The sequence below is a fragment of the Paenibacillus methanolicus genome (genome assembly GCF_008124765.1).
GTDB classification, from domain to species: domain Bacteria; phylum Bacillota; class Bacilli; order Paenibacillales; family Paenibacillaceae; genus Paenibacillus_Z; species Paenibacillus_Z methanolicus.
In genome coordinates, this window is record NZ_VNHS01000010.1 from 357,652 (window position 1) to 372,771 (window position 15,120).

Below are 15,120 nucleotides of genomic sequence, written 5' to 3' on the forward strand. Positions count from 1 at the left end.
CGTCCGCACCGGTTCGCACCGACCACCGGCTCTCTGACGCTTCCGCGCGCGCGTACTTGTTCCCTTCCTCGCATTTAGGATGATTATACTCGCACGCCCGCCACATTTCAATATGGCCATCCCTCCCATTTTCGCCTGCCGGTTCCTTAAAAAAAGAAAGTCCCTCGAGTCCTGCCGCGGCCAAGCTCCGCATATTCTTTCTATAGACTAGTCCAACCCGAAAGGAGCGTTATTCTTATGACCGTCGTTTACCGGGTCGGCATGCCGCTGCTGACCGCCGGCTGCTTGGCGATGCTGGCGCTGATCCTCGCGGACAACGGCTGGCTGAGCGCCCTCGCCTCGCTCGATCCCGCCACGGTGCAATCGTTCAAGCTGCTGCTGCTCGGCATCATTCTCGAGACGTTCCCGTTCATCCTTCTCGGGGTGTTCGTGTCCGCGCTCCTGCAGGTGTTCGTATCCGATGCGACCATCGCGCGCCTGACGCCGAAGCATCCGGTGGCCGGCGTGCTGTTCGGCAGCCTGCTCGGCCTGCTCTTCCCGCTGTGCGAATGCGGCATGATCCCGGTCGTCCGCCGGCTGATCCGCAAAGGCATGCCGCCGTACATCGGCATGGTGTTCATCTTCGCGGGACCGATCGTCAATCCGGTCGTCTTCACCTCGACGTATACGGCCTTCCGCGGCCAGCCCGGGATGGCGTATGCCCGGCTTGGGCTGGCGCTGGCGATATGCGTCGTGCTCGGCCTGCTGCTGAGCCGGTTCCTAAAGCGCAATCCGCTCAAGCGAGACGCTTACGAGCTGGCGGCGGCGAACAACGGCGCGACTTCGATCTACGAGCATGACCACTCGCAGGGGGCCAAAGGCTTCTGGGGCCGCATGGCCGCGACGCTCGCGCACGCCTCCGACGAATTGTTCGACATCGGCAAATACGTCATTCTCGGCGCGTTCCTGACGGCGGTCGTGCAGACGTCCGTCGACCGCGAAGTGCTCGCCGGCATCGGCGGCGGCACGTGGTCCGGCAGCGCGTTCATGATGGGCCTTGCGTTCCTATTGTCGCTGTGTTCCACCTCCGACGCGTTCGTCGCCGCTTCGTTCAACGGCATCTTCGCGCCGTCGGCGCTGCTCGCCTTCCTCGTCTTCGGGCCGATGGTCGATCTCAAAAGCGTGCTCATGCTGCTCGGCACGTTCCGCACGAAGATCGTCGCCGCCATCGTCCTGCTGCTGTTCGCGCTCGTGCTGGGCGGTTCCTTGCTGACGGCGCAGCTATGGTTATAGCCAGTCAACCTACTTGATGAAGGAGGAATAACGATGGCCGGTTCCGACCGCAGGCGCATGGTCCATTATTTGATAAGAGCCGTCCTGCTCGGCGGCTTCGCGCTGTTTATCGTCCAGTTGGCCCGAGGCGACGGCTTGTCGCTCTATATCGCTCCCCGGATGGAGCCGTTCGTCAAACTGTCCGCGCTCGCGCTCTACGCGTCCGCCATCTACCAGGTCTATGCGGCCTTCCGGGCTTCGAAGGGACAACAAGCCGCCGACTGCGGATGCGACCACGAACCGCCGGTGTCTATTCCGAAGAACGTTATCGTCTACGGCATGTTCGTGCTGCCGCTCGCGCTCGGCTTCCTGCTTCCGGAGGCGACGCTCGGAAGCTCCCTCGCCGCCAAGAAAGGCATGACGTTCGCCGGCGCGGAGACGCTGGCGAACGCCCGCTCCGGCGAACGCGCGGCGCCATCCCTGCCCGCCTCGGGCAACGGCGGCGGGGACGCGAACGCCTCCGCGTCGGAAGCGATGTTCCCCTCCGATGAGTATACGGCCAGCTACGCCGTTTACGGGAAGCAGCTCTATGCCCAGCCCGCGATCGCGGTGCCGGACCAATGGTTCATCGAGACGTTGACCACGCTCGATCTATACCGCAAGAACTTCATTGGCAAACAAGTCGAGCTCAGCGGGTTCGTCTACCGCGACGAAGCGATGGGAGCCGACCAATTCGCCGTCAGCCGATTCGCCATGAACTGCTGTTCGGCCGACTCGCTGCCTTACGGCCTTGTCGCCACTTTCGATAACGCCGCCGCGCTTCGCAAAGATTCTTGGGTGAAAGTCTCCGGAACGCTGGAAGAAGGTCAATATGACGGAGGCACCATCTTGCAGCTGCTCGTTACGCACATCGAATCCATCCGAACGCCGGATTCTCCGTATGTGTATCCCGATTACAACTTCGACAAACAGTTCGAGTAAATTGGAAATAAATACATGTAATGTCTCTGTATCCGTTTTCGTATAATCCCCCTCCCAATCTAGCCATACTATCCTTACACAAGGGAGGTGAATTCAGATGGCAGGACAAGGTCAATCCCGCAGCAGCAATACACTCGTGGTGCCTCAAGCTTCGCAAGCGCTGGATCAAATGAAATACGAGGTGGCGCAAGAGCTTGGCATCCAAATCCCGCAGGACGGTTACTACGGCTACATGGCGACGCGCGACACGGGCGCGATCGGCGGCTACATCACGCGCAAGCTCGTGCAAATCGCGGAACAGCAAATCGCAGGTACATATAGCCGCTAATACGGCAACGGTCTGCAACTTCTAGATCGCATCGAACGGAGTGCAGCCGTCATAGCAAGGCGAAACGGCTATCGCCGGCTTTGAGCGGCGATGGGAGTTACGATCAAGACGAAAAGACCTGAGCAGGCTAACCTGCCCAGGTCTTTTCGTTGTTCGTCAAACTGGCCTGCACCCTGCTTAAGGCGCATCCCGCAGCGCGTGCGGCGCGCCGTACTTCGGCTGCAGACGGAACATGCCGTTGGCGATGTTCGCCATATTATAATTCGATTCAAAAGTGATGCCGGCCGACCACGATCCTTTGCGAACGCTGAAATCAAAGCGGATCTCGCCGTGCGTCCAGCCCCGCTTATAGTTCAACGAGTCGAGCGCCAGCTTACGGAACGCGAGCACTTGATCGGGCTTCAGGCCGGGTTCGGCGGATGCCGCATCGATGCTGCCGTCGCGGCTTTCGATCGGATTATGGCAAACGCCATACTTCCCGATCACGTCATTGCGAATTTGAATTGTGACTGTTCCTGCTGCCGCATGGATCAATTCCGGCTCCATCTGCCGAAACACATAATCCATTTGCCGCGCAAGCGGCGTTGCTTCCATTCCCATCATCTACACCTCATCACATTTTTTCATAAAGTTACCATATTAGTACTTCGGACTCATTATAAGACGAAAGACTTACATATTTCAATCATTTTTTACAATATACTTACATATACATTCAATTTCTTCGCAAAAAGCTCTCGTTCGAGCGATTCCGACCAGATCATTCGACCCATTCGCCACTTTTTAGACAAATATAGACAATCCCCGTACCGGTGATATAATAAGGGAAAAGATACCTATACAGGTGACAAACGAAAGGGGCAAGGGTCGGTCTATGAAATGGCTGCACGCTTTATCCGTCCGCAAGAAGCTGATGGTTGGATTTTATTCGAACGTAGTCCTCTTCGCCGTTCTTCTGCTTATCGCGCTTCTCGTCTTCGGCGGCAATGTATGGGCCGGTCTCGTCATTATCGCCGTCATGGCCGCGGTTACTTATCCGGTCGTTCTATTCTTCGAGAAGACGCTCTCGCATTCGTTCGAAGAGCTCAGGAACGCCGCCTACTCCGTGTCCAAAGGCGACTTCACGCAGACGCTGGATGCCTCCTCGACCGGGGAGCTGGGTCATTCCTTCAACAGCATGGTCGGCAAGATCCGCGACATCTTGAAAGAAACATCCGGCATCTCGAACGTCGTCAACGATTCAAGCCGCACGATCTACTACAAGAACACCGACCTGAAGCAAATGATGGATCAGGTCACGACGTCCGCCACGGAGTTGGCTACTGGGGCGGCCGAAATTTCGGCCGACATCAACGTGATGGCCGACTCGATCCGCGAGATCGAAGCGAGCTTCGCAAGCTACGCCGACGCGACCAAGCAGATGAACGAACGTTCGGAGCTGGCGCTGACGCTCGTGGACAAAGGCCGCCAAGCGGTCGAAAGCCAGGCCGAAGGGATGAAACGCAACGTCGACGCGACCGCAAATGTAGCCGCTTCCATTGAAGATTTGGCGCATAAAGCGGACGGCATCTCCGCGATTACGCACACGATCTCCGAAATCGCGGAACAGACCAACCTGCTCTCGCTCAACGCCTCCATCGAAGCGGCCCGCGCGGGCGAGCACGGACGCGGCTTCGCGGTCGTCGCGCAGGAGGTCCGCAAGCTTGCCGAGGAATCGAACGCGGCGACCAAGGAAGTATTCACGCTCGTGAAGAGCATCGACGCCGCCGTCAAGCAAGCGATCACCGGTATTCAGGTGAACGGAGAGGTCGTGAAGACGCAGACCGAAGCGCTTCACCAAACCGAGCAATCGTTCGCGGAAATCATCGGCAGCGTGAAATTCATCTCCGAACAAATTTCCCAGTTCGCGCGCGACAGCGCGGCGATGCTGGAGAGCACGAGACGCATCTCGTCGACGATCCAGAACATCTCGGCGATCACGGAGCAGTCGGCGGCCGGCACCGAAGAGGTAGCCGCCTCGATGAACGAACAGATCGCGTCCGTCCAATCCGTCATTCAAGAGACCGAGCGCATGCAGCAGCACGTCAATCAGCTCCAGCGCACGATGTCCGTCTTTAAAGTGTAAGCAACCTAAAGCAAAAAGCGCCGCCAGGACATCCTGGGAGGCGCTTTTTTTGGCGTTCATGCCGCTCTCTTATTCTTCGCTCAAGAAAAATTGAATGATCGTGTCATGCAGACCCGGCAGTCCTTCATGGCCGAAATCCGGATACACTTCCAGCCGCTTGCGGGATTGAATCTTGTTGTACGCCGCGAATTGGGTCGACGGCGGACAGATCGTATCCATCAAGCCCACGCCCATGACCACGTCGGCCCGAATGCGATTCGCCAAGTGCTGGATGTCGATGTAGCCCAGTCGGGTGAACACCTCGTCCTCCCGCTTGTGCTGCGGATCGAACCGGCGGAAGTATCCGCGCAGTTCCTCGTACGCATCCTTCGCCAAGTCCATCTGCCAGACTCGTTTGTAGTCGCTCAAGAACGGATAGACCGGCGCCGCTTTGCGGATGCGAGGCTCCAGCGCCGCGCAAGCAATCGTCAGCGCCCCCCCTTGCGACCAGCCCGTCGCGTATACGCGGGTTTCGTCAACTTCCTTCATGTCCATGGCGATCGAGGCCAGCTGGGCGGTATCGAGGAAAATGCCGCGGAACAGCAGATTCTCCGGTTTATCGTCAAGCCCCCGGATAATATGACCGTGATGCGTGTTGCCCTTCACGCCGCCCGCGTCCTCCGACGAACCTCCCTGCCCTCTGCAGTCCATGGCGAAGACGGAGAAGCCCAGCGATACGTAAGCCAGGCGCTCGTTCCAGTCGCCGGCGCTGCCGGTATAGCCGTGGAATTGCAGGACGGCCGGATGCGGTTCGGACGCGCCGCGCGGACGCGCGTATTTGGCATGGACGCGTGCGCCCCCTACGCCCGTGAAGTACAAGTCGAAGCATTCGGCCGCCGGCGTTTGGAACGAGCTTGGAATCAGCTCGACCTTCGGGTCCGTCGCGCGCATCTCTGCAAGCGCCTGGTCCCAGTAATGTTCGAAGTCCGCTGGCTTCGGGTTGATTCCTGAATACGTTTGCAGCTGCGCGTACGGCATATCGATTTGCGGCATTTCCATTCTCCTTTACGGTGGTGGATTGGTTTCCTGATTTTCTCATGTTACGCCTGCCGACGAGGTCATGTAAAGTATAAAAATGCGCATTTCCCTGCAATTAATCAAGATTGCCGGTGCATGTTCGCGCCGCATTAGCGGAAAAATGATCACACAGTAACTCGCCACCGGAATGGAGGGAGACAAATGGCTAACGCAGACGGCAACCGGAAATCGGCTGCAGGACGATGGCTTACCGTTCCCGCCCTCCTTGTGGCCATGCAGGCGTGTGCGGCTTGCGCCCTCCCGATCCGCGATTCCGCCCCCCCTCACGCCACGCCGGGCATTCATGCAACCGCGCTCCCGTCGGACTCCCCCGCCTTCCAAGAACTGACCGATTCGCGCCAAGGCAAGCGTTCGGCGGGCTCATACTCGTGGCTCGAGCTGCAGCGGCGGTATCCGGGGACGTTCTTCGTCCGGGGCTCGCGGGGCAGCATGAAAGTCGCGCTGACGTTCGACGACGTCCCCGATCCCCGGTATACGCCGAAGGTGCTCGATCTGCTGGCGAAATACCGGGTTCGCGCGACGTTCTTCGTACTCGGTTCCAAAGCTAAGGCGTATCCGGCCATCGTCGCGAGGATGCGCAAGGAAGGCCATATGATCGCCAATCATTCCTACGACCACCCGGTCTTCACGAAAATATCGGTGTATCAGTTCGGTCAACAGGTAACTCAGACGGATCGACTGCTGCGCTCGCTTGCCGGGTACAGCCCGCGTTTTGTCCGTCCGCCTTACGGCGCCATTACGCCGAGACAGATCGAATGGGCGCAGGCGAACGGCTACACCGTCGTCAACTGGGACGTGGACTCGGAGGACTGGCGCAGCATCGGCAGCGGGCGCATTATGACCAATATCAAAAGCACGCTCCAGCCGGGTTCGATTATTTTGCAGCATGCGGGCGGCGGACCGACGCAGGATTTATCCGGCACGGTACAAGCGCTCCCGCAGCTCATTCAATTTTTGCGGAAGAAGGGGTACGACATCGTGCCGCTGCCCGAGCTTCTTGGCCGCCCGGTTGCCCGGTCGCCGCGTCCGAAGCGGTAGCCAAACACAAAAAGCGCTGCCCCATAACGGCGCAGCGCTTGCGGCGGACCGCGCCGATGGGCGCAGACCTCCTTCTTCCCATGCTTATTTCAGCACATAGACATGGACATATTGATACCCGAACGTGCGCGCTTGCTGCTGCGACGACGAGACGAAGATGTCGATGCGGTTGCCTTTGATCGCCCCGCCCATGTCGGACGCGACGGCAAACATACCGCCCATCGGCAGACCGTTATAATCATAGCCGGTCACGAACAGTTTGGTGCCAAGCGGAATGAGATTCGGATCGACCGCGACGGTCCCGACCTTAAGCGGGTTGCCGAAGTAATCGACGGCGCCCCATTGGCCGTTCTCGCTCGCCGCCGCCGTATAGGCGCTCGCTTTCACCTGCAGCGCGTCCGTGTATGCCACGGCTTTGCCGTTCACTGTCAGCGTCGGCTCGGACTCGTTTGTCGGCAGTTCGGCCGCCATCATTTTCATGACCGGCTTGGCTTTCGCTTTTGCAACAGGTTGCTGCGGCTTGCTGTCGCCATCCGGGATCGCGATCGTAAGTCCCGCGTAGATGTTCAGCGGATTGACGGTCGGGTTGGCTTCCATGAGCTCTGCCACCGACATGCCGTACCGCTTGGACAAACTCCAGAACGTATCGTCGTCCGTTGCTTTGTGCGACGCTGCTTCCGCGCTTGCGGCGCCAGCCGAGGCCAGCAGCGCAAGCCCGAGAACAGCGGCTGCCGCGGTTTTTTTCCAAGACTTGAATGTTAACAATGGACATCCTCCTTTATTTACGAGAAACGCGCCGTCATTCGCGACGCTCGCTCTCGTCAACGCGAACGGAACCGCGGCCCGATACAGCCCGCAAACGATCCGCTCCAGCATGTGGCCTACGAGGTTAGTTGTCGGATTCGGATCGAGGAGTTCGACCCTTCGCGCGCACCCGGCTTTCGCCGCTCGCGATTCACCCCAAGCTTTTGCATCCATCGGGTCGTTCAGTCGACCGTTCGCGGTCTTCCGGACATCCGTGGATGAATCGCAGAATCCATGTCGCCATGCGAACACGGCGGAAAATATCGGCCAGCGATAGTTCCCGAAGTTCCCCCGTACATTAAGTTTCGGCTCGTGTAAAAGGTTACAGTGTCCACAGCCCGATTCCTACCGGTAAATTGCGGCATCGGTTGCGATGTCAGGTATAAACACTGTGTTCATAAACGTTTGCGCGCGAAAACTTTTTATGACCAAGACGAGCGGATAGACGTAGTTTGCAGAAATCAGAAGCGGGATGAGCAAGAAACTCACCTATGCAAAGCGAGGGAGGAGGCATTTCGTTGGGCGGAACCTACTCGGCTATGGAGGATGCCAGAAGTTAACGGTCGACCGGAAGGGCTTGGCAGTATTTATCTTTCGCGCATCGGGGCCGATAGTTGTAGTAAGAAGATTGTGCCGCGCGGATAACGAACGTGTTGCAATTAGTGAAGGCGGCCGGCTGGGTCGCCGCCGCGAGCGCGGTTGTGCTCGGGGTGGGCGCGATCTGGAACCGGGTGAGCTAACGGCTATCAAGGCGCCCGAACGCCGCGTTAGACGTCAAGAAGCGGGTTCCCTGTCCGACAGGAAACCCGCTTCTTGTTGTTCGCCGATCCGCTTTACGTGTGCAATCTTCACCGTACCGGCTGTCCCGGTTTTACCGTCCGCGATGCTTCGCTTTGACGTTCGCCTCGGCCAGCGATTTCATGCGGCTTCCCCTCCATCTTCAATGAAGAGCGATGGACATCCCGAGAGGGAAGGATACTGACTGCGCAATAGCCTCATTTGAACGTGGTGACGAACGTCTTGAACGTCATGCGATTGTCTTTCATCTCCGACGTGCCGGTGATCAGCTTGCCGCCGGACGGACTCCATCGCAGCGGATCGGACGCGTACTGCACGTCGACCGATACCGGCGTCGCCCCGCCCGATACGGCGTCCGCCACGAACACGCCTTGCGTGCCGCCTCCCTCCGAGGTAACGGTGTACCCGATGCGCGCGCCGTCCGGCGACCAGCTGGCGCCGAAGATTTGATTGCCTTTGGCGATCGTTTTCTTCGCTTTCAGCGCGGTATCGGTGAGCACCAGTTCCATTTGCAGCGGCTGCCCGTCTTTGCTCACCCGTTTGACGACGGCGAAATGCTTGCCGTCGGGCGACGGAATGAACCAAATCACGTCGGAAGCGATTCTCTCGTTCTTTTTCGTCTGCGTATTATAGGCGTTCAGCGAATAGTTGCGACCTACGTAATACACGATGTCGCCACGTTGCCGCGGATTCGCGGCCGCGAAATCGCCCGTCCGGTACAGCAGCTCCGTCTTGCCCGTCACGTCCGCTCTTGCTAGGGAGCCGTCCTCCGTCGTAAAGACGATCCGCTCGTTATCGGCCCATTCGCCGTCGGAGATGCCGATCGGCGTGTCGCCGGCGGGCACCGCCTCGCCCGTGTCCAGGTTCAATATAAGCCCTTTCGCCGTCTCTCCTTCATACTGCTTGTAGAACACATGCTTCTGATCCGGCGAGACGATCGCCCCGCCCTGGTCTTCGTTCGCCTGCTTCAATATTTCGTCGGTTCCCGCGGCCAGATCGCGCACGAACAGGTTGAATGGATACCGCGTGCCGCCTTCGACCGCGATCGGGGCGGCCTGCTCGTTCGGCTTGGCGACGATGAGCTGCTCTTCCCCGATCCAATCCATCCCCCGCACGCCTTGCAGCGTGTCGATCTTGGCCACGACGATGCCGGCGGGCTTCTGAACGGGCTCGCTGCCCACCACCGTGATCGTCTTCTCTTCCTTCTGAATCACCTCGCGGTCCGGCGCCGCATCGCGCGCCGAGCAGCCGGCAAGCAGCAACAACGCGACCAACCCCGTAATACCCGCGGTTCTGTAACGCCTGCCCTGCGCGAGCGTTGATGCTTTTCTCATTGTCTGTGCCTCCATTCATCATGATGTCTAAACGTTACCCTGCTTCGGTATCTTGAACGTCTCCGCTTTGTTTCAACGATGTAAACGTTTGTCGCGCGGCGCCGATTGCACGAGCGGCAGCGTAATTTCGAACGTCGCCCCGCGCTCGCCGGTTACCGCCGGCAGCAGCTCGATCGTGCCTCCCTGCAGCAGCACGAGCCGCTTCACGAGCGACAAGCCCAGCCCCGTGCCGCCGCTCAAGCGAGCCCTGTCCTTGCTGACCGTATAGAAGGGCTCGAACAGCTTCGCTCGCGCTTCCTCTGGAATCCCCATGCCCGTATCCCGGACGCGCACGACCGCATAGGTACCTCTTGCGGAGCCGGTGACGTCGACGCGCCCGCCGGGTTCGTTGTATTTGACCGCGTTGTCCAGCACGTTCATGAAAATATGGACCAGACTTTCCCGGTCGGCCATGACCGTCAAATCTTCCGCTTCCGCATGAATCGCGATGCCCAGTTGCGTCGCTTTGGCCTGCAGGCGGCTGGCCGATTCTTCGAGCAGCGGCCGCAGCGCGACCGGTTCCGCGCGTTGACTGAATTCATACTGCTCCAGCTCGGAGAGGCGCAGTACCTTCTCGACCATCTCGAGCAGCCGGTCCGCTTCCTTGCGCATGCTGGCCCTCGCCTCTTCCAGCAGCTGCGGATCGTCGCGGTACATATCGAGCAAATCCGTGTAAGCGATAATCGAGGTTAACGGCGTTTTGAACTCGTGGCTGACGCTGCCGATGAACTGCTTCTGCCGGTCGAAGCTGCTCTTGATTTCCCGGCTCATATAGGCGATGCCTTCGCTCAGTTCGCCTAGCTCATCCCGCCGCATGACCGGCGGCTCGGTCAAATAGCGGCCTTCCCGTATGTCGCCGGCCGCCCGATGCAGCTTACGAATGGCGATTACGACCCGCCGCACGTACAGAAACCCGAGCAGGAAGCTGACCGTCAGCGCGCCGAGGCCGATGTTGCGCAAGCCGGCGGCGACGGATTCATAGAAGAGCCGGTCGGCCTGAAGCGAATAGTGGATCTGGACGACGCCGACTTGTCCGATCGTCCATGTCAGGGGCGCCATATAGATAAGGCTGTCTCCGGCTACCTCGTACGCGATTTTGCCTTGTATCGCGTAATCGAGCGTATCCCGCGCGGCATCCGTACGAGAGAGCGGCAGCGAGTTGCCGGCCTCGCGTCCGTTCGCATCGTACAGCACCACGTGCGCGCCGCTAAGCAGACTGCTCAAATCCGCCGCCAGCTGCGGTCCGGAGCGGCGCAGGAACGTCTGCGCGTCCACGACCGGATTGCCGAGATAAGTCTGCTGCACGCGGAGATTGGCCAACTCGCCGCGCTGCTTGAGCAGCGCTTCGACCCGGTCGCGCTGGTTCACTTCGATCTCCCGCAGGACGAGCAGGCTGAGCGAACCGACGGCGAGGAGCAGCAGCGCCGCCAGCGCAAGCGAGAAGCGCCAGGTCAGCCCGAAGCGCAGCCGACCGCGTACGCTGCCTTGAGGCGACCGGTAAGAAGAAGCGGAGACGGCCTCCCTCACGAAGGAAGCCCCCGAAGCGCTTTATATCCGACGCCGTACACGGTCTGCAGCAGCCCTTGATAAGGCTCGCCGAGCTTCTTGCGCAGCCGCTGCACGTGAATGTCGACCGTGCGCGTGCCCCCGGCGTAATCGATGCTCCAGACGAGATCGAGCAGCTCGTCGCGCGTATAGACCCGTTCCGGATGCAGCAGGAGCAGCGCGAGCAGATCGAATTCCTTCGGCGTTAACTCCACGGACGCGCCGGCGACCGTAAGGGCCCGGCTCGGGACGTGCAGCCGCAGCTCCCCGATCTCCGCCCCCTGCTCCTCCGCGGGCTTGCTCTCCAGCCGTCTAAGCAGCGCCTTCGCGCGGGCGATCAGCTCCCTCAAATCGAACGGCTTCGTCATGTAGTCGTCCGCGCCAAGCTCCAGCCCCAGCACTTTGTCGACGATATCGTTCTTCACCGTCAGCAAGATGATGCCCAGTCCGCTGCGGTTCTCGAGCTTGCGGCATACGTCGTAACCGTTCATCTTCGGCATCATGACGTCGAGCACCATGACGTGCGGACGGAAGGAGGCCGCTTTGGCCAGCGCTTCCTCTCCGTCGCTCGCCGTCTCGACGATGTAACCCTCGCGCCGGAACGCGTAGGCGATGGCGCTCGCGATACTCTGCTCATCGTCGACCACCAGTATTTTCTGTTCCATGATTCCCATCTCCCTAAGGCGATATTGTAGTAGTTCCCAATTGCCGCCGCATTTCTACCTTGTTTCCAAGTTGTAAACAAATTATCGTACACCTTAGGCAGGCAGGCATAACTCCCCGCAGGCCAAGGCATATTATACGAAATACTTGAACGCCTTTTAAGTTTTCAGAATATTATGTATAATAAATGTGTAAGCGCTTGCAATTCAAATGGCTCATTCACAGCCAAGGAGGAATCGCTTATGATGACGTTCGAATCGGAGTACAGAAGACAGGCCATCCGCACGCTGCGGGAAGGACGAGAAGAAGCCAAATCGGAGATCGCCATGGAGGCGAGCCGCTATAGACGCACTTTCGCCAATTGGTTCAGCCGCATGCATGCGGTTACGGCGCCTTTCCTAGGGCCCTCCAACCGGCCGATGCGTTAATGCAAGGCGAAAGGCGCCTCGCCGTCTTTTAGCGGAGAGGCGCCTTTCGTTCCGGATAAGCGGATTGGGTTGCGTTCATAATCCGAGGATTTGGAATGCTTGTATTTCAAAAAACACCGCCAAAGCCTAAGAGTCCCGTTGCGGGAGACTCTCTGGCCCAAGCGGTGTTTGTATGTTTATGGTTTGGTGCGGCGGCAAGACGGTTCGCGGCTCAGAAGTCGTCAAAGACGAAATCCAAATGATCGGCCTTCTTCAGGTTGCATTCCGCGCAGGCGCATACGCAGTTATCCGGCGTGGACAATCCGCCCTTGGATTTGGGCATGACGTGGTCGATCGTATCGCCGAACCTGCCGCAGTACTTGCATATATAATCGTCCCGCTGCAGAATGAGCAGCCTGAAATCCGTCTTCGTGTACAATTTGTGGATGAGCGAAGGATTGATAATTCCGGCCGCTCCTTCCGACACCATGCGGATCGCCATCTCGGTCGGAATCTCCGTTGACCACCGCTTGCCCGTCTCTCGCCGTCCGCGCAGCCGAATCAAGCCGGTTCCCCGGTCATTCAGCAGGGCAACGTCGAATTTGAACGGCCCTTTGATCGGCAAGATCCGCTTGTAAGGCGGCCTGATCTGCGGCCTTGCCGGCGCGATCGCTTGGTCTGCGCCCGATTTGCGCTTGCGCCGCCGCCTCCGTTTGCGCTTGCGCGTCGGCGCCCCGTCGCCTTCGTCGCCATCTGCCGGCGCTTCCTGCCACTCGGCATCGCCTGCGAAGGCATCGTCATCTTCCTCGTCCGGAAGCAGCCATTGGGCTTCCGCTCGCTCTTCGCCGCTTGGCAGGGCGCTCGTCTGAACCGGCTTCGCCTTGGATTTGCGCCGCCGCCGGCGCTTCCTCTTGCGCGCCGGGGCTTCCCCGTCCGCCTCCGGCGCGGCGACTTCGACAAGCGCCATCGCGACGTCGCTCTCGCCGGCGGAACTTTCGCTCTCCGACAACAGCGGGATTAATCCGCTTTCCCCATCTCCCGACTGCTCGTCTTGACCGCGCGCCTCTGCTTCGGACGGCAGTTGAACGAGCTGAGCCGGCTCAACCGGCGCGGCCGCGCGCTTCTTCCGTCTTCTCCGTTTGCGTTTGCGCGGTCGCTCGGCGTCTATGTGAGTCGACGCGCCGTCCATGTCCGCGTCGATATCCGCGTTAAAGGACGTCGGATGATCGGCGTCCAAGCGTTCATCCCGTGTCGAGGTCGCCGGCATTGCGACGTTCCGGCCCGTACCGCTCCGCGCCGCATCCGCGCCCGCGCTTGGCCCAGGAGGATCCTGCTTCTGATTGGCCGCTTCCGCCGCATGGCCTAGCTCGTCTTCTCCGGCGCTAAGTCGCGTTGCCTCGTCGCCCGGCGTCGGCCCCGTATCGGCTTCCCGCCCTCGCTTACGCTGGCAGGAACGGCACGTCCCGCGCCGGCCGCTTCGGCCGGAACGCTTCGTGAAGGAGGTGATCGGCTTCTCCAAGCCGCACGCTCCGCATCGTTTCGCTTCCATTTCCGTTCGCTCCGTTCTTTCGTTCCGATTGAATTCTATCCGGTTTTAACCTTGTCTTGCCAAGGCGAAACGACAGCGCCGTGTTTGGCGGCGCGGCGCGTTTCGTTCCGGAGAAGTACAAGGTGATTAATAAGCGTGAAACTTATAAAATCTTGTAGTTCAAGGCGAAACGACGGCGCCGTGTTTGGCGGCGCGGCGCGTTTCGTTCCGGAGAAGTACAAGGTGATTGATAAACGCAAAACTAAGTCATGGGGCCGCCCATCCCTGCAGCTTACGAAACTGCTCGGGCGTCATCCCCTCGGTCTTGCCGAAGGCGGCGATGAAATGGCTCGGATCCCGGTATCCGCAAGCAAGGGCGATTTCCTTCACCGTCCGCCTTTCGGCCCGGCTCATGATCTCCTTTGATTTGCGGATGCGCAGCCGGATCAGGTACGCGTAGGCGGTAATGCCGAATGCCTGCCGGAACAGCGCGTTCAAGTACCGCGGGCTGATCTGCAGCCGGTCCGCCATGTCCGTGAGTCCGATCTCGGGGTCGCCGAAGCGCTCTTCCAGCCACTGCAGCAGCGGGTCCAGCTTCTCCAGATGATGAAACAACGACGAGCGCCCGCCCGTCTGGCCGTATTTCTTGAGCGTCGTGATGAAACGATAGAGCTGCGCGGAGGCATCAAGACCCGTACGATCCTCGTCGTGCTCCGCCGAATCGATCATCTCGAACAACTGCTTCGTGATCGGGGCGTCTTCATTCCAATGAAACCATTCCGTATGCCGGATATCAAGCGCCGCCAACATCGCCTCGGCCAGCGTGCCGCCGAAGGTCAAATACAGCGTCGTCCATGTTTTGCCTTTCTTCGCGTACGCATGCGGCACGCCGGGGAACAGCAGCGCCCCGTTGCCGGGCGTAAGGGTGAAGCTGCGGCCCGACAGCTCGAACTCGCCTTCGCCGGCCATCGTCTGCAGCCAGTGGAACACGGGATAGCCGGAGCGGCGCTCGATCGGCTCCTGTTCCGGGTTCATGCCGATGCTCTCGACGTATAGCGGAAGGTCCTGCTCGCCCAGCGCGAACAAAAACCGGCGGAGCTGTCCGTTCACCACATACTCCGTTCGGCGGACATTCTGTTCCATATTCTCATATACCGCCTGTTCTTATATTATATTTCTCTTGCTAGCATCATAGCATAAAA

General features: G+C 59.5%; 14 protein-coding genes and 1 riboswitch. Of the genes, 6 read left to right on the forward strand and 8 right to left on the reverse strand.

The features are described from left to right. The first annotated feature begins 237 nt into the window (after positions 1-237). The 3 genes from BCM02_RS25850 to BCM02_RS25860 all read left to right on the forward strand — a co-directional run bounded on the left by BCM02_RS25850 (position 238) and on the right by BCM02_RS25860 (position 2,560). Positions 238-1,272: a permease gene (locus tag BCM02_RS25850; protein ID WP_148932014.1), complete on the forward strand. Its 1,035-nt coding sequence runs from the start codon at positions 238-240 to the stop codon at positions 1,270-1,272. A gap of 33 nt (positions 1,273-1,305) precedes the next feature. Continuing rightward, complete coding sequence (locus BCM02_RS25855; protein WP_148932015.1) at positions 1,306-2,232, forward strand: TIGR03943 family putative permease subunit; 927 nt, start codon at positions 1,306-1,308, stop codon at positions 2,230-2,232. A gap of 97 nt (positions 2,233-2,329) precedes the next feature. Further along, positions 2,330-2,560, forward strand: a complete 231-nt coding sequence (locus BCM02_RS25860; protein ID WP_148932016.1) for an alpha/beta-type small acid-soluble spore protein — start codon at positions 2,330-2,332, stop codon at positions 2,558-2,560. Positions 2,561-2,737: 177 nt separating this feature from the next. Here the strand turns inward: BCM02_RS25860 and BCM02_RS25865 are convergent, their stop codons facing one another. Beyond that, positions 2,738-3,160, reverse strand: coding sequence for an O-methyltransferase (locus BCM02_RS25865; RefSeq protein WP_148932017.1), 423 nt, complete (start codon positions 3,158-3,160; stop codon positions 2,738-2,740). Positions 3,161-3,434: 274 nt separating this feature from the next. Here BCM02_RS25865 and BCM02_RS25870 point away from each other — a divergent pair, with 274 nt between their 5' ends. Beyond that, the gene (locus BCM02_RS25870) at positions 3,435-4,685 is read left to right on the forward strand and encodes a methyl-accepting chemotaxis protein (protein WP_148932018.1); all 1,251 of its coding nucleotides are present in this window, start codon (positions 3,435-3,437) and stop codon (positions 4,683-4,685) included. A gap of 69 nt (positions 4,686-4,754) precedes the next feature. Here the strand turns inward: BCM02_RS25870 and BCM02_RS25875 are convergent, their stop codons facing one another. Then, positions 4,755-5,717 carry an alpha/beta fold hydrolase gene (locus BCM02_RS25875; protein WP_148932019.1) on the reverse strand — a complete coding sequence of 321 codons (963 nt, stop codon included), beginning with the start codon at positions 5,715-5,717 and terminating at the stop codon, positions 4,755-4,757. Positions 5,718-5,903: 186 nt separating this feature from the next. Between BCM02_RS25875 and BCM02_RS25880 the strand changes: the two genes are divergently transcribed. Further along, entirely contained in the window at positions 5,904-6,800 is an 897-nt protein-coding gene (locus tag BCM02_RS25880) for a polysaccharide deacetylase family protein (protein ID WP_148932020.1), read from the forward strand. 84 nt (positions 6,801-6,884) lie between these two features. Here BCM02_RS25880 and BCM02_RS25885 read toward each other — a convergent pair whose 3' ends face one another. From BCM02_RS25885 to BCM02_RS25900, 4 genes are all read right to left on the reverse strand, one after another. Continuing rightward, the gene (locus BCM02_RS25885; protein WP_246183550.1) at positions 6,885-7,565 is read right to left on the reverse strand and encodes a 3D domain-containing protein; all 681 of its coding nucleotides are present in this window, start codon (positions 7,563-7,565) and stop codon (positions 6,885-6,887) included. A gap of 97 nt (positions 7,566-7,662) precedes the next feature. Continuing rightward, positions 7,663-7,925: riboswitch (cyclic di-AMP (ydaO/yuaA leader) on the reverse strand. Between the two features lie 674 nt (positions 7,926-8,599). Further along, positions 8,600-9,736 (reverse strand): hypothetical protein, encoded by a 1,137-nt coding sequence (locus BCM02_RS25890; RefSeq protein ID WP_148932021.1) that lies wholly within the window; start codon positions 9,734-9,736, stop codon positions 8,600-8,602. 72 nt (positions 9,737-9,808) lie between these two features. Next, the gene (locus BCM02_RS25895; protein ID WP_148932022.1) at positions 9,809-11,302 is read right to left on the reverse strand and encodes a sensor histidine kinase; all 1,494 of its coding nucleotides are present in this window, start codon (positions 11,300-11,302) and stop codon (positions 9,809-9,811) included. After that, positions 11,299-11,985 (reverse strand): response regulator transcription factor, encoded by a 687-nt coding sequence (locus BCM02_RS25900; protein ID WP_148932023.1) that lies wholly within the window; start codon positions 11,983-11,985, stop codon positions 11,299-11,301. The genes BCM02_RS25895 and BCM02_RS25900 overlap by 4 nt, the downstream gene beginning before the upstream one ends. Before the next feature lie 240 nt (positions 11,986-12,225). On the opposite strand from BCM02_RS25900, the gene BCM02_RS25905 reads away from it, so the two are divergent. Further along, the gene (locus BCM02_RS25905) at positions 12,226-12,411 is read left to right on the forward strand and encodes a hypothetical protein (RefSeq protein WP_148932024.1); all 186 of its coding nucleotides are present in this window, start codon (positions 12,226-12,228) and stop codon (positions 12,409-12,411) included. Between the two features lie 211 nt (positions 12,412-12,622). Here the strand turns inward: BCM02_RS25905 and BCM02_RS25910 are convergent, their stop codons facing one another. Both BCM02_RS25910 and BCM02_RS25915 read right to left on the reverse strand, forming a co-directional pair. Further along, entirely contained in the window at positions 12,623-13,939 is a 1,317-nt protein-coding gene (locus BCM02_RS25910; RefSeq protein WP_148932025.1) for an HNH endonuclease, read from the reverse strand. A 246-nt stretch (positions 13,940-14,185) separates the two neighbouring features. Then, entirely contained in the window at positions 14,186-15,061 is an 876-nt protein-coding gene (locus BCM02_RS25915) for an AraC family transcriptional regulator (protein WP_148932026.1), read from the reverse strand. Positions 15,062-15,120 lie beyond the last annotated feature (59 nt).